Genomic DNA, 15,700 nt, shown 5'->3' with positions numbered 1-15,700 from the left:
CAAGGGCAACTATGCTGCTGTTATCCATTTATATCTCTATTGCTATCGGCGTTTCATTTATCTGTTCGGTGCTAGAGGCAGTGCTACTTAGTATCAGTCCGAGCTATATTGCTCAACTTAGACAACAGGGGCACCCTGCTTCCGCGCAGTTAGAAAAACTAAAAGCGGATATCGACCGACCATTGGCTTCTATCCTAACGCTAAATACCATTGCTCATACCATTGGTGCAGCTACCGCGGGTGCACAAGCTGCTGTCGTATTTGGTAGCGAAGCACTAGGTATCTTCTCTGCGGTATTAACTCTAGCAATTCTTGTTTTGTCTGAGATTGTACCAAAGACCATTGGCGCAACTTACTGGCGTCAATTAGCACCTGCTGCCGCGGTTTCACTTCGCTGGATGGTATGGGCACTAACGCCATTCGTTTGGTTCTCTGAACAGATCACTAAACGCCTTGCTCGTAACCACCAAGCGCCTAAGATGCGTGATGAACTATCAGCAATGGCAATCTTGGCTAAAGAAAGTGGCGAATTTGCAGAGGGTGAGTCAAAAATCCTAAGCAACCTGCTTGGTATTCAAGATGTCCCTGTAACGCAAGTGATGACGCCACGTCCAGTTGTATTCCGTGTGGATGCGACAATGACCATCAATGAGTTCCTTGATAAACACAAAGAAACGCCTTTCTCACGTCCATTGGTGTACAGTGAGCAAACTGATAACATCGTTGGTTTCGTGCACCGTTTAGAGCTATTTAAGCTCCAGCAATCAGGAAGTGGCGAAAAGCAACTTGGTTCTGTTATGCGTCCAATTCAAGTGGTTTTAAACAATACGGTTTTACCGCGCGTATTTGACCAAATGATGAGCCACCGTTTACAACTTGCATTGGTTGTCGATGAATATGGCACAATTCAAGGCCTAGTAACGCTAGAAGATATCTTTGAGCACCTATTGGGTGAAGAGATCATCGATGAAGCAGATAAGAGCACGGATATGCAAGAGCTGGCTTACCAACGTTGGGAAAACTGGAAAGAACAGCACGGCGTGATTGAAAGCCGAGACGATGAAGAGGAAGAAGAGCAAGAGAAACAAGTGAAAGAGCAAGAGGCTCAAGTAACAAAGAAACCAGACTCTAAAGACTCATAACCATTTCCAATTAGCAAAAAGGCATCCAACTAGGATGCCTTTTTCATATCTATTCAACGATTAAAGTGCGATACCGATATTGCTCACGCCCTCTTCGCGTAATTCCTCACGCAAATCTTTAATCAAGCTGATGTCACGCTCTACCGCTTCACGCAGTGGACGGAAGATAGCCCACTGAACATCCCACTCTTCACATACGGCTTCGTTTTCTTTTTGATTGTCGTTCGTGATTGGTTCTTCACCTTGTGCTTGCTCTAGGTCAGCGACAGTTTGTACTGACTGTTGGCTCACTTTAAGCATTGAATCGAAAAGGTAGTCGCGATCCAACAGACCATGCAGCAGCGTTGACAAACCCTGACACGCATCCATCGCTGGGTAAACACCATAAAAGTCGTACTCATCCGCACTTGGGAATAGCTCTTCTAACTTCTCTAGTTGGCGTTCGAAGTTCACTTTTGCGTTCTTAACCGTCAGAATTTCCCATACACTATCAAGAATCGCTCGGTAAGCACGTGGCTCAGCAAATTCTGTATTCTCACAAAACATCGCATAGTTTGGATACATGCGTTCACACAGACACGCCATGAAAGTAATTTGTTGCCAAGGTTCTAGTTTTTCCAAACGAACCTGAAGAGGATTCTTAAGCATAGTCACTCAATCATTGAAGAAAAAATCAGCGAAAGTGTACTTGATTCATCACAGGGAAAAAAGTTAATGCAGCGTCGAAATCAGATTTTCCTGCTCTCAGAGCATCATGACACCTACGAAACGTTACTGGCGGAGAGAAACCTGCCCGATCTTTGCCTCACTGATCAACCTGAAGCAGCTCAGATCGTACTGGCGGATCCACCATTGCTATCACAAAGGTTAGACGAGTTTTCACAACTTGAATGGGTCCAGTCCACATTTGCCGGTGTAAACACTCTCATGAAGCCTAGTCGACGCCGAGATTATTCGCTGACTAATGTACGCGGTATTTTCGGTCCATTGATCGCAGAGTACGTGATTGGTTATAGCATTGCTCACTTCCGCCATTTTATGCAATACCACCAGCAACAACAGAGCAAGCAGTGGCAACCGCATCTGTATACCTCACTGCAAAACAAAACCATGGTGATTCTTGGTACAGGCAGCATAGGTAGCCACTTGGGTAAAGCGGCACAATTGATGGGAATGAAAACCGTAGGGATCAATCGTACTGGCATCCCAACTTCTGGTGGCGAATTCGATCAAACATTTCATGTTAACGAGTTAGGCTGCGCCCTGCATCAAGCTGATATCATCGTCAATACACTACCCAGTACTCCAGATACCCGCCGAATACTTAATAGTGAAGTGTTAAGCCAACTTAATCAGGCACTGTTATTTAATGTCGGACGAGGCGATGTGATTGATGAGGCTGGTTTATTACTGGCTTTAAAAAACCGTTGGGTAGATCATGCTTTTCTCGATGTATTTGAACAAGAGCCACTTTCACCGCTACATCCGTTTTGGAAACTTCCGCAGGTAACCATCACACCCCACATCGCAGCATTGAGTTTCCCTGAGCAAGTGGTCGACATTTTTGCAGACAACTACTTGAGTTGGCGAGACGGTTTCTCTCTTAATAATCAGGTCGATTTCGATAAAGGATATTAACCATCTTATGTCTTTAGAAACATTGCTGAAGCAATTACGAGCCTGCCAGATCTGTGCAGACGATTTACCTTTGGGGGCAAACCCTGTGGTACAAGCCGCAAAAGACGCACGTATCCTAATCATCGGACAAGCACCGGGGACGCGCGTACACAAAACCTCGATCCCTTGGAATGACCCAAGCGGCGATCGGTTACGCCAATGGCTCGATATCGACAAAGACACTTTCTACGACCCAAACAAAATTGCCATTGTCCCGATGGGTTTCTGCTATCCAGGTAAAGGAAACTCAGGCGATCTACCACCTCGTAAAGAATGCGCACCCGCTTGGCATAAACAGATTCTTGAGCACTTGCCCAATATAGCGTTGACGCTACTGATTGGTCAGTACTCACAGCAATACTATCTCACCAACAAACCAAAGACGCTCACGCAAACTGTTCAGCAATGGCAGGGTTGGGAACCTGACTTTATTCCGCTTCCTCACCCTTCTCCACGTAACACATTGTGGTTAAAGAAGAACCCTTGGTTTGAATCTGACGTCGTGCCATATCTTAAAAAACGCGTTCACTCGATGCTTTAGGTTACCGATGATCTAATTGCTTATTTATCTGCACAAGAAAATTAGCGCACAAAACAATCCAACATAAGTTATTGTTTATAAGAGTCTTTCATGTCTAGCGTACAGCTTGAATAGTAATTAGATCATGGCAGGCCAAATACTAATAGAGCTGTACAGCCTTACGTTTCAGATAAAAATCTGAATTTCAGGTAAAAAAATACCGGCATTGATTGCCGGTATTTGATTTCAAAAAGTCGAATTTACTTGTGGTAAGGCTTAGATAGCTCGTGTACCGCTTCCACAAATACGCCCGCGTTTTCTGGCGGCACATCCAAGTGGATGCCGTGGCCTAGGTTGAACACGTGACCAGTACCTGCATCGCCAAAGCCTTCTAGAATACCCGCTACTTCTTCACGGATACGCTCTGGTGAAGCGTAAAGCATTGATGGGTCCATGTTACCTTGTAGAGCCACTTTATCGCCGATACGCGCTTTCGCGTCTGCAATGTTGATTGTCCAGTCTAGACCTACCGCATCACAGCCCGTTGCTGCGATTTGCTCAAGCCACATGCCACCATTTTTAGTGAATAGCGTCACTGGTACGCGGCGGCCATCGTTTTCACGAATCAGACCATCTACAATCTTGTGCATGTATTGCAGTGAGAACAGGTTGTAGTCGCGAGGTGTCAGTACACCACCCCATGTATCAAATACCATCACCGATTGCGCACCCGCTTTAATTTGCGCGTTTAGATACTCGATAACGCTGTCTGCTAGCTTATCTAGCAGTAGATGCAGAGTTTGTGGTTCTGCGTACATCATCTTCTTGATCTTGGTGAACGCTTTCGAGCTGCCACCTTCAACCATGTAAGTCGCTAGCGTCCAAGGACTACCAGAGAAACCAATCAGTGGAACATCGCCGTTTAAATCTTTACGAATCTGGCGTACCGCGTTCATTACATATTGCAGTTCACCTTCTGGATCGGGAATACCGATCTTTTCAACGTCGGCTTTACATGTGATCGGCTTATCGAACACCGGACCTTCCCCGGTTTCAAAACGTAAACCTAAACCCATTGCATCAGGGATAGTTAGGATATCAGAGAACAAGATCGCAGCATCAAGAGGAAAACGACGTAGTGGTTGAAGCGTTACTTCTGACGCCAACTCCGCGTTCTTACACAAAGACATGAAATCGCCCGCTTGCGCACGAGTTGCTTTGTATTCTGGTAGGTAACGACCTGCCTGACGCATCATCCATACTGGCGTGTAGTCTACTGGCTCTTTAAGAAGTGCACGTAGATAACGATCATTTTTTAATTCAGTCATTCCGTAATTCCAATTGTTAGGCTTTCTATGAAAGGAGGTATTCTATCACTGATTTAAGGCCAATAGCTGTGTGCTTTGCAACCTGGATCAAGTTATTAACTTTTAAATCAATGCTTAATTTGCACCCAATCTTTATCAGTGTTAAAAATTTGTTCGCTAGCGAAAACTACAATTATAAACTGAGTACCCAGTACTCGGCATCTCATAACGACATCTTACTTACCCCCTCCCTCTCGGAGGGTTTTTTTTATCTCATTTTCAACTGATTAGAATGGATATCTTGCAGCGTCTGTTCGATAAGGGCTCTTGCTATCGTCCCTTTTGGTGCTACTGGTGGCATTTCATCAACCCCAAACCACTGCGCATCTGAGAGTTCAGTGTAATCTGGATTCAATTCGCCAGACTCGTAGTCAGCTAGAAATGCCATCATCATACTGGATGGAAAGGCCCAAGGTTGGCTGCCAAAATAACGAATATTTTTAACATTAACTCCCGTTTCTTCGTGTACTTCACGCGCGACGCACTCTTCTAAAGTTTCACCGACCTCCAAAAAGCCCGCTATCACGGTATACATGCCATTTCGATGACGTGGATGCTGAGCCAATAATATTTGCTCATCTCTGCGCACCGCGACGATGATGCATGGAAAAATTCGCGGATAATGTAATGTTCGACATTCACCACACTGCATGGCTAATTGATTATTATTGAGAAAATTACGACCGCCGCATTGGGGGCAAAAGCGCATACTCTGTGTCATATGGCCATATTGAATTGCCTTACTCAACAGAAGAAACATGGGTTCAGGAAAGTGCAAACAATCTCGCAGTGACTTAAGAGGAAGGTCTTGTTCTAATTCTGATAAGTTCACCCACATCACTGGAGAATTCTGGTAGTCCCCAATATGTCGCGCACAGTTTTCTGGTAGTGATAACTCCTCCGAAGTACCAAAAGGTATAGAACCATCGACTAACCAGACCTCAGTTCCTGCAACAACACACCAATATGCATTTATCATATGGTCTACTTTACCTTTTCTTAACATTACTGCGTCCCTTTGCTTGAAGTTCATTCATTTTACTGGCAATCTAAATTCATACCAGAGTTTGTAAGTCGCAATTTGCGTAAACAAAGTCTAGTAAGGACAAGAGTTTGTAATAACTACATTCACTTTGCTTTGCAAAGGATTTCCTCACCCACTGGGTGACAGATCATGAGGGCATGGTCATGCTAAAAAAATTCAAACAAACACAAGACCAATGGGGTGGCTCAAGTGAAGTCATTGATCATTGGCTAGAAACAAGACAATCGCTGATTGTCGAATATTGTAAGCTTGCAGCACTGCAACCTTGTTCGAAAACAAACGTCATTGAACTCCCATCTCCAGCCGAACTTCAGCACTTCTGTCAGCACCTTGTTGACTACATATCCGAAGGTCATTTTAAAATCTACGACATGGTAATGGATAAGTGGAAATCAACTGGATTTGTCGCGACCGATGATATCAACCAAACCTATGGAAAAATTGTGCTCACCACAGAGCCGCTCCTCAACTTTAATGACAAGTATTCCAACGTATCAGAGGAAGATGAGCTCGTAAGTTTTGATGCTGATATGTCGTTAGTCGGTGAGATTATTGAAACACGTTTTGAAGTGGAAGATCACCTGATTCAGCTAATCGCTGACAGTCTAGCGATGCCTCCTGGCGCCTGAAGAAGATGTGATAATACACTGTCTCAGGGATGATGGTAAAACATTGTCCCTTAGACATTACTCGCCTGATGAAATCAGTGTAATGAGATGGACGTGAAGCTAACGTCCGAGATCTGTCTTTTCCTAAAATCTGCTTTGTCCTAAAAATTGCTTATTACCCACAGAACACTATTTCCAATAACCAATAACCAATAACCAATAACCAATAACCAATAACCAATAACCAATAACCAATAACCAATAACCAATAACCAACAGAAACAAAAAAGGCACCCTAAGGTGCCTTTCAATTTCATTTCTTAACGATTATTCGTCAGAAAGCTTAGTCTTCTGAAGAGAAGCCTGCATTTAGAAGTGCTGCTAGGTTATCTGTTGCTTGTTCAGCAGATGGACCTTCTTGCGCTTCAGCACGCTTACTTTGACGCTCTTGGTGGTATGCGAAACCAGTACCAGCTGGGATCAGACGACCAACAATTACGTTCTCTTTCAGACCACGTAGATCATCACGCTTACCAGAAACCGCAGCTTCTGTTAGTACGCGAGTTGTCTCCTGGAACGATGCCGCAGAGATGAACGACTCGGTAGCTAGAGATGCTTTAGTGATACCTAGTAGCTCACGTTCGAAACGTGCAGGCTCTTTGCCTTCAGCTTCTAGTTCACGGTTAGCGATCTTAACTTGCGTGTATTCAACTTGCTCACCAGGTAGGAACTCAGAGTCACCAGCGTGAGTAATTGTACATTTACGTAGCATTTGACGAACGATAGTTTCAATGTGCTTATCGTTAATCTTAACGCCTTGTAGACGGTAAACTTCCTGAACCTCGTTCGCGATGTATTGCGTCACAGCATGCACGCCACGTAGACGTAGAATGTCATGTGGAGACTCTGGACCATCAGCGATAACATCACCACGTTCAACGCGCTCACCTTCGAACACGTTTAGCTGACGATGCTTAGGTACCATTTCTTCGTAAACTTCACCACTATCACGAGTGATAACTAGACGACGCTTACCTTTGGTCTCTTTACCGAAGCTTACTGTACCTGTGTGTTCAGCAAGAATCGCAGGCTCTTTAGGCTTACGAGCTTCGAACAGGTCTGCTACGCGTGGAAGACCACCGGTGATATCTTTGTTACCGCCAGATTTTTGTGGGATACGAGCAAGTGTGTTACCCACACCAACTTCAGCACCATCAACGATGTTTACGATCGCTTTACCTGGTAGGAAGTAATGCGCTGGCATATCAGTACCAGGGATCATTACGTCGTTACCTTGCTCATCTACAAGTTTGATAGCTGGACGCATATCTTTACCTGCAGCTGGGCGAGCCGCTGGGTCTGTCACTTCGCTTGAAGATAGACCTGTTAGGTCATCTGTTTGACGAGAGATAGTTACACCATCAATCATGTCAACAAACTGAACACGACCTGCTACTTCAGTGATGATTGGTAGCGTGTGCGCTTCCCAGTTTGCCACTGTTTCACCAGCTTCAACTGCTTGACCATCAGCTTTGTTTAGTAGCGTACCGTAAGGCAGTTTGTGCTTCTCTTTCGTACGGCCGAACTCATCAATGATAGTTAGTTCTGCTGCACGAGAAGTGATAACAATCTTACCGTCGTCTGCTAGTACGAACTTAGCGTTGTTTAGCTTCATAGAACCGTTGTTCTTAACTTGAACACTGTTCTCTGCCGCTGCTGTCGATGCCGCACCACCGATGTGGAACGTACGCATCGTTAGCTGTGTACCTGGTTCACCGATAGACTGAGCAGCGATTACACCTACTGCTTCACCTTGGTTCACTAGGTGACCACGTGCAAGGTCACGACCGTAACACTGTGCACAACAACCGAAGTCTGCATCACAGGTAACTACAGAGCGCACTTTCATGCTGTCTACTGAGTTTTCTTCCATGATCTGACACCACTTCTCATCAATTAGAGTATTACGTGGGATCAGAACTTCTTCAGTACCTGGCTTTAGAACGTCTTCAGCAACTACACGACCTAGCGCAAGCTCTGTCAGTGCAACTTTCACGTCACCACCTTCGATATGAGGCATCATATCAACGCCTTCTAGCGTGCCACAGTCGTGTTCGTATACAACCACGTCTTGAGCAACGTCTACTAGACGACGAGTTAGGTAACCCGAGTTCGCTGTTTTCAGTGCCGTATCCGCAAGACCCTTACGAGCACCGTGCGTTGAGATAAAGTACTGAAGTACGTTTAGACCTTCTTTAAAGTTCGCTGTGATCGGCGTTTCGATGATCGAACCATCCGGACGAGCCATCAGACCACGCATACCCGCTAGCTGACGAATCTGAGCTGCAGAACCACGAGCACCCGAGTCAGCCATCATGTAGATGCTGTTAAACGATTCTTGTTGCTCTTCTTCACCATCACGGTTGACTACCGTTTCAGATGAAAGGTTTGCCATCATCGCTTTTGCTACGCGATCGTTGGTCGATGCCCAGATATCGATAACTTTGTTGTATCGTTCGCCCGCAGTAACAAGACCTGATTGGTATTGTTCCTGGATTTCACGTACTTCTTCTTCCGCTTCCGCGATTTCAGTGTACTTAGCTGGCGGTACAACCATGTCGTCGATACCAACAGATACACCAGATAGTGCAGCGTATGCGAAACCTGTGTACATAATTTGGTCAGCGAAGATAACGGTATCTTTCAGACCTAGCTTACGGTAAGCCTCGTTAAGTAGGTTAGAAATTTGCTTCTTACCTAGCTTTTGGTTAACGATGCTGAACGGTAGGCCAGCTGGAACGATTTGCCATAGCATTGCGCGACCGACAGTTGTATCAACCATCTTAGTTTCAGTCGTGCTGTTGCCGTCTTCGTCTACAACTGTCTCTGTAATACGTACTTTAACACGTGCGTGTAGTTCAGCCGTCTTAGTGCGGTATGCTTTCTCAGCCTCTGCTGGGCCAGAAAGGTACATGCCCTCACCTTTCACGTTGATCTTGTCACGAGTCATGTAGTACAGACCCAATACAACGTCCTGAGAAGGTACGATGATAGGATCACCTGACGCTGGCGACAGAATGTTGTTTGTCGACATCATCAGAGTACGAGCTTCAAGCTGTGCCTCTAGAGTTAGAGGTACGTGAACCGCCATTTGGTCACCATCGAAGTCCGCGTTGTACGCCGCACACACTAGTGGGTGTAGCTGAATCGCTTTACCTTCGATCAGTACTGGTTCGAACGCCTGGATACCTAGACGGTGAAGTGTCGGTGCACGGTTCAATAGTACTGGGTGTTCACGGATTACTTCGTCTAGGATATCCCAAACGACCGCTTCTTCACGTTCTACCATTTTCTTAGCAGCTTTGATTGTAGTCGCAAGACCACGAGTCTCTAGCTTGCTGTAGATAAATGGTTTGAATAGCTCAAGTGCCATCTTCTTAGGAAGACCACACTGGTGTAGACGAAGGTATGGACCTACTGTGATTACAGAACGGCCAGAGTAGTCTACACGCTTACCTAGAAGGTTCTGACGGAAACGACCTTGTTTACCCTTGATCATATCAGCAAGAGATTTTAGAGGACGCTTGTTAGAACCTGTGATCGCACGACCGCGACGACCGTTATCTAGTAGCGCATCAACAGACTCTTGCAGCATACGTTTTTCGTTACGTACGATGATGTCCGGAGCTGCTAGCTCTAGAAGACGCTTCAAACGGTTGTTACGGTTGATCACACGACGGTATAGGTCGTTTAGATCAGAAGTCGCAAAGCGACCGCCATCTAGTGGTACTAGAGGACGTAGATCTGGCGGAAGTACTGGAAGTACAGTTAGGATCATCCACTCTGGGTTGTTACCCGAAGTAATGAATGCCTCTACCAGTTTAAGACGCTTAGTTACTTTCTTACGCTTAGTTTCAGAGTTAGTCGTTTCTAGCTCTTCGCGCATTTGTTCCGCTTCAGCGTGCATATCCATAGAACCTAGTAGGTCCTTGATAGCTTCTGCACCCATCTTAGCAGTGAACTCGTCACCCCACTCTTCTAGGCGATCCAGATACTCTTCTTCAGTAAGCATCTGAGATTTTTCTAGATCAGTCATACCCGGTTCAGTTACTACGTACATTTCGAAGTAAAGAACACGTTCGATATCACGTAGAGGGATATCCATTAGTAGACCGATACGAGACGGTAGCGATTTTAGGAACCAGATGTGAGCTACTGGTGAAGCAAGTTCGATGTGGCCCATACGGTCACGACGTACTTTAGTCTGTGTAACTTCTACACCACACTTCTCACAGATAACACCACGGTGCTTCAAGCGCTTGTATTTACCACAAAGACATTCGTAGTCTTTTACTGGACCAAAGATACGCGCACAGAACAGACCATCGCGTTCAGGTTTGAACGTACGATAGTTGATCGTTTCAGGTTTTTTAACTTCACCGAAAGACCATGAACGGATCATGTCTGGTGAAGATAGACCGATTTTGATTGCATCAAACTCTTCGGTCTTATGCTGTGCTTTTAGAAAGTTTAATAAGTCTTTCACAATCAGCTCCTGTAAGGAGTTAAAAGGAGCTCACTCGCTAAAGTGAGCACCTTCTACCAAATAATCGCTTTTGATTCTCTCGAAATTAATCAAGAGAGAAAGGGATTACTCTTCGTCTTCTAGCTCGATGTTGATACCTAGCGAGCGAATCTCTTTCAACAATACGTTGAACGATTCTGGCATACCAGGTTCCATGCTGTGGTTACCGTCTACGATGTTTTTGTACATCTTAGTACGGCCGTTAACGTCATCAGACTTAACCGTTAGCATTTCTTGTAGAGTGTAAGCCGCACCGTATGCTTCTAGTGCCCATACTTCCATCTCACCGAAACGCTGACCACCGAACTGAGCTTTACCACCAAGTGGCTGCTGAGTTACTAGGCTGTACGAACCAGTTGAACGAGCGTGCATCTTGTCATCAACAAGGTGGTTTAGTTTCAGCATGTACATGTAACCTACTGTTACAGGACGCTCAAACTCATCACCAGTACGACCATCAAACAGTTTTAGCTGACCAGATGTTGGTAGGTCTGCTAACTCTAGAAGAGCCTTAATTGACGCTTCTGGAGCACCGTCGAACACAGGCGTTGCGATTGGTAGACCGCCACGTAGGTTCTTGATTAGAGTACGTACTTCGTCATCAGATAGAGAAGCAATGTCTACTTTCTGACGAGTGTCGCCTAGATCGTAAACTTTTTGTAGGAACTCGCGGAATTTCGCTAGTTCTTGCTGCTCTTTAACCATCTGAGTGATCTTGTCACCGATACCTTTCGCTGCCAGACCTAAGTGTACTTCTAGGATCTGACCGATGTTCATACGCGATGGTACACCCAGCGGGTTAAGTACGATGTCGACAGGCTGACCTTTTTCATCGTATGGCATGTCTTCAACAGGGTTGATCTTAGAGATTACACCCTTGTTACCGTGACGACCCGCCATCTTATCACCAGGCTGAATACGACGTTTAACCGCTAGGTAAACCTTAACGATCTTCAGTACGCCAGGTGCTAGATCATCACCTTGAGTGATCTTGCGACGCTTAGTTTCGAATTTCTTATCGAAGTCAGCTTTCAGCTCATCCCACTGCTCAGCTAGTTGCTCAAGCTGTGTTTGCAGTGCGTCATCTTCTAGCGTTAGCTCTAGCCACTTCTTACGATCAGTCGTGTCTAGTTTCGCTTCAGAGTAACCACCCTCGATCAATACAGCGCGAACACGGTTTAGAAGGCCACCCTCAAGAATCTGGAATTCTTCAGTTAGGTCTTTCTTCGCTTCTTTAAGCTGCATTTGCTCGATTTCAAGCGCACGCTTGTCTTTCTCTACGCCATCGCGAGTGAAGACTTGAACGTCGATAATCGTACCTGATACAGAGTTAGGTACACGTAGTGACGTATCTTTAACGTCCGATGCTTTTTCACCGAAGATCGCACGTAGTAGCTTCTCTTCAGGAGTCAGCTGAGTTTCACCTTTAGGTGTTACTTTACCAACTAGGATGTCGCCACCCTTAACTTCAGCACCGATGTAAACGATACCTGACTCGTCTAGTTTAGACAGAGCAGATTCACCTACGTTTGGAATATCAGCTGTGATTTCTTCAGAACCAAGCTTAGTATCACGCGCCACACAAGTAAGTTCTTGGATGTGGATAGTCGTGAAGCGGTCTTCTTGAACTACGCGCTCAGATACTAAGATCGAGTCTTCGAAGTTGTAACCGTTCCAAGGCATGAACGCGATACGCATGTTTTGACCAAGCGCTAGTTCACCAAGGTCTGTTGATGGACCATCAGCAAGAACGTCACCGCGTGATACAGGTTCACCTGGCATCACACATGGGCGCTGGTTAATACATGTGTTCTGGTTAGAACGTGTGTATTTAGTCAGGTTGTAGATGTCGATACCAGCTTCGCCTGGTACTAGCTCTTCTTCGTTCACTTTAACAACGATACGAGAAGCATCTACTGACTGGATTACACCACCACGTTTAGCAACTGCAGTTACACCTGAGTCAACTGCTACGTTACGTTCAATACCAGTACCAACAAGCGGTTTGTCAGCTTTCAGTGTTGGAACTGCCTGACGTTGCATGTTCGCACCCATCAATGCACGGTTCGCATCATCGTGTTCTAGGAACGGGATAAGCGATGCAGCGATAGATACAACCTGGTTTGTCGCAACGTCCATGTACTGAGCGTGCTCACGAGGGTGTAGGCCAGATTCACCTTTTTGACGAGCTGTGATCAGCTCATCTGCAAAACCGCCTTCTTCAGTTAGCGCAGCGTTAGCCTGTGCGATAACGAATTGGCCTTCTTCGATTGCAGATAGGTAATCTACTTCGTCCGTTACAACACCATCTACAACGCGACGGTATGGAGTCTCTAGGAAACCGTACTCGTTACAACGCGCAAACGCAGATAGAGAGTTGATCAGACCGATGTTTGGACCTTCCGGCGTTTCGATAGGACATAGACGACCGTAGTGAGTTACGTGTACGTCACGTACTTCGAAACCAGCACGTTCACGAGTCAGACCGCCAGGACCCAATGCAGAAATACGACGCTTATGCGTTACTTCTGATAGCGGGTTGTTTTGGTCCATGAACTGTGAAAGCTGTGAAGAGCCAAAGAATTCTTTAACAGCTGCAGAGATTGGTTTCGCGTTGATCAGGTCTTGAGGCATGATTGCGTCAAGGTCGCCTAGGCTTAGACGCTCTTTAACTGCACGCTCAACACGTACTAGACCTACACGGAACTGGTTCTCAGCCATTTCGCCTACAGAGCGGATACGACGGTTACCAAGGTGGTCGATATCGTCCACTTCGCCTTTACCGTTACGGATCGCGATAAGCTTCTTCATCACTTCAACGATATCTAGCTCGTCAAGTGTGCCTTGCTCTTGAGCATCTTCACGGCCGATAGAGCTGTTGAACTTCATACGACCAACAGTCGATAGATCGTAACGCTCTTCAGAGAAGAATAGGCTTTCGAATAGTGCTTCTGCAGCTTCTTTTGTTGGTGGCTCGCCAGGGCGCATCATGCGGTAGATTTCTACCAATGCAGAAATACGGTCAACAGTGCTGTCGATACGTAGTGTTTCTGACATGAATGGACCGTGGTCTAGATCGTTCGTAAATAGAACTTCTAGCGCTTTGTGGCCAGCCTGAGATAGGTTCGCTAGTGCTTCCAGGCTAATTTCCTGGTTAGCGTTAACAATGATCTCGCCTGTTGCTTCGTTGATGTAATCTTTCGATGCAACTTTACCAACGATGTACTCAACTGGTACTTCGATGTGATCAACGCCATCTTTTTCTAGTTGGCGGATATGACGAGCTGTTACGCGACGACCTTGCTCTACGTAAACTTTACCGTTCGACTCAATATCGAATGACGCAGTTTCACCACGTAGACGATCAGGAACCAACTCCATAAGCAGAGTTTGGTCTTTCACTTCGAAGTTCACTTTCTCGAAGAAGATATCTAGGATTTCTTCAGTCGATTTACCTAGTGCACGAAGGATGATCGATGCTGGTAGCTTACGACGGCGGTCAATACGAACGTATAAGTTGTCCTTAGGATCAAACTCGAAGTCGAGCCATGAACCACGGTAAGGAATAACACGTGCGTTGTATAGAACTTTACCTGAAGAGTGGGTCTTACCCTTATCGCTGTCGAAGAACACGCCTGGGCTTCGGTGCAGCTGGGATACGATAACCCTCTCGGTACCGTTAATTACGAAGGTACCATTGTCTGTCATAAGCGGAATTTCGCCCATGTAGACTTCTTGTTCTTTAATGTCTTTTACAGTACCTGCTGGTGCGTCTTTATCAAAGATCACTAGACGCAGTTTTACGCGCAGTGGCTTTGAGTAAGTTACACCGCGGATTTGACATTCTTTAACGTCAAAAACTGGCTCACCAAGACGGTAGCTAACGTATTGCAGCTCAGAATTGCCGTTGTAGCTCTGAATTGGGAATACAGAACGGAAAGCAGCTTCAAGACCGTATTGACCTTCAGGATCCTGTTCGATAAATTTGTCGAACGAATCGAGCTGGATCGATAGCAGGTATGGAATGTCCAAAACTTGTGGACGAGTACCAAAGTCCTTACGGATGCGCTTTTTCTCGGTATAAGAGTAAACCATGGGGTTCCTCAGCTCGCTGATAAGTGACCCAAACTGTCCGCCCGCTCCTAGTTACTTAAGGGGGGTAAGGGACAGTGACTAAATAGCTGTTTACTGTAGTGACGTTTCATTTCGTATGAATGAAACGTTTTTTGCTTGGATATTAGGCGCTTAAACAGCGGGAAAATTCGCCTATACCCTACAGCGCAAAAAGGCCGGTGGTTAAAAAACCACCAGCCAATAGCCGTTAGGCTAGGAAATTAAGTAATAATTACTTAACTTCAACAGCTGCACCAGCTTCTTCTAGCTGAGCTTTAAGAGCGTCAGCTTCAGCTTTGTCAACACCTTCTTTAAGAGGTGCTGGAGCGCCGTCTACTAGAGCTTTAGCTTCTTTAAGGCCTAGACCAGTTGCGCCACGTACTGCTTTGATTACAGCAACTTTGTTAGCGCCAGCAGAAGTTAGGATTACGTCGAATTCAGTTTGCTCTTCAACAGCTGCACCAGCTGCTGCGCCGCCCGCTACTACAGCTGCTGCTGCAGAAACGCCGAATTTCTCTTCCATTGCTTCAATTAGTTCAACAACTTGCATCACAGACATTTCTGCGATTGCGTCTAGGATTTGCTCGTTAGTAATAGACATAACAATTCTCTTTTAAGTCAACAATAAGTTTATTAAGCAACC

10 protein-coding genes are annotated in these 15,700 nt (G+C 45.7%); 4 read left to right on the top strand and 6 right to left on the bottom strand.

Annotation, left to right across the window (positions count from 1 at the left end):
- The first annotated feature begins 11 nt into the window (after positions 1-11).
- Positions 12-1,142, top strand: a complete 1,131-nt coding sequence (locus KHN78_RS08530) for a CNNM domain-containing protein (RefSeq protein ID WP_211915779.1) — start codon at positions 12-14, stop codon at positions 1,140-1,142.
- Positions 1,143-1,202: 60 nt separating this feature from the next.
- On the opposite strand, the gene KHN78_RS08525 is transcribed toward KHN78_RS08530, so the two are convergent.
- Positions 1,203-1,790 (bottom strand): YjaG family protein, encoded by a 588-nt coding sequence (locus KHN78_RS08525; protein WP_211915778.1) that lies wholly within the window; start codon positions 1,788-1,790, stop codon positions 1,203-1,205.
- A 66-nt stretch (positions 1,791-1,856) separates the two neighbouring features.
- Here KHN78_RS08525 and KHN78_RS08520 point away from each other — a divergent pair, with 66 nt between their 5' ends.
- Together KHN78_RS08520 and KHN78_RS08515 are read left to right on the top strand one after the other, a co-directional pair.
- Positions 1,857-2,780, top strand: coding sequence for a D-2-hydroxyacid dehydrogenase (locus KHN78_RS08520; RefSeq protein ID WP_211915777.1), 924 nt, complete (start codon positions 1,857-1,859; stop codon positions 2,778-2,780).
- A gap of 7 nt (positions 2,781-2,787) precedes the next feature.
- A complete protein-coding gene (locus KHN78_RS08515; RefSeq protein WP_211915776.1) occupies positions 2,788-3,360 on the top strand; it encodes a uracil-DNA glycosylase family protein in 573 nt (190 codons plus the stop codon).
- 239 nt (positions 3,361-3,599) lie between these two features.
- Here the strand turns inward: KHN78_RS08515 and hemE are convergent, their stop codons facing one another.
- Together hemE and nudC are read right to left on the bottom strand one after the other, a co-directional pair.
- Complete coding sequence (gene hemE, locus KHN78_RS08510; protein WP_128809901.1) at positions 3,600-4,667, bottom strand: uroporphyrinogen decarboxylase; 1,068 nt, start codon at positions 4,665-4,667, stop codon at positions 3,600-3,602.
- Between the two features lie 247 nt (positions 4,668-4,914).
- Positions 4,915-5,712 (bottom strand): NAD(+) diphosphatase, encoded by a 798-nt coding sequence (gene nudC / locus KHN78_RS08505; RefSeq protein ID WP_211915775.1) that lies wholly within the window; start codon positions 5,710-5,712, stop codon positions 4,915-4,917.
- 176 nt (positions 5,713-5,888) lie between these two features.
- Here nudC and rsd point away from each other — a divergent pair, with 176 nt between their 5' ends.
- Positions 5,889-6,380 (top strand): sigma D regulator, encoded by a 492-nt coding sequence (gene rsd / locus KHN78_RS08500; RefSeq protein ID WP_128812218.1) that lies wholly within the window; start codon positions 5,889-5,891, stop codon positions 6,378-6,380.
- Between the two features lie 322 nt (positions 6,381-6,702).
- Here rsd and rpoC read toward each other — a convergent pair whose 3' ends face one another.
- The 3 genes from rpoC to rplL all read right to left on the bottom strand — a co-directional run bounded on the left by rpoC (position 6,703) and on the right by rplL (position 15,658).
- Complete coding sequence (rpoC, locus tag KHN78_RS08495) at positions 6,703-10,905, bottom strand: DNA-directed RNA polymerase subunit beta' (RefSeq protein WP_128809899.1); 4,203 nt, start codon at positions 10,903-10,905, stop codon at positions 6,703-6,705.
- Positions 10,906-11,010: 105 nt separating this feature from the next.
- Entirely contained in the window at positions 11,011-15,039 is a 4,029-nt protein-coding gene (gene rpoB / locus KHN78_RS08490; protein ID WP_128809898.1) for a DNA-directed RNA polymerase subunit beta, read from the bottom strand.
- A 250-nt stretch (positions 15,040-15,289) separates the two neighbouring features.
- On the bottom strand, positions 15,290-15,658 hold the full coding sequence (gene rplL / locus KHN78_RS08485) for a 50S ribosomal protein L7/L12 (RefSeq protein WP_128809897.1): 369 nt from the start codon (positions 15,656-15,658) through the stop codon (positions 15,290-15,292).
- Between the last annotated feature and the right edge of the window lie 42 nt (positions 15,659-15,700).

Origin of the sequence: Vibrio sp. B1REV9, from assembly GCF_905175395.2 — a bacterium.
In the GTDB taxonomy this organism is placed as follows: Bacteria; Pseudomonadota; Gammaproteobacteria; order Enterobacterales; family Vibrionaceae; genus Vibrio; species Vibrio alfacsensis.
Note: the sequence above shows the minus strand (reverse complement) of the source record. Positions and strands in the feature narration are given on the sequence as shown.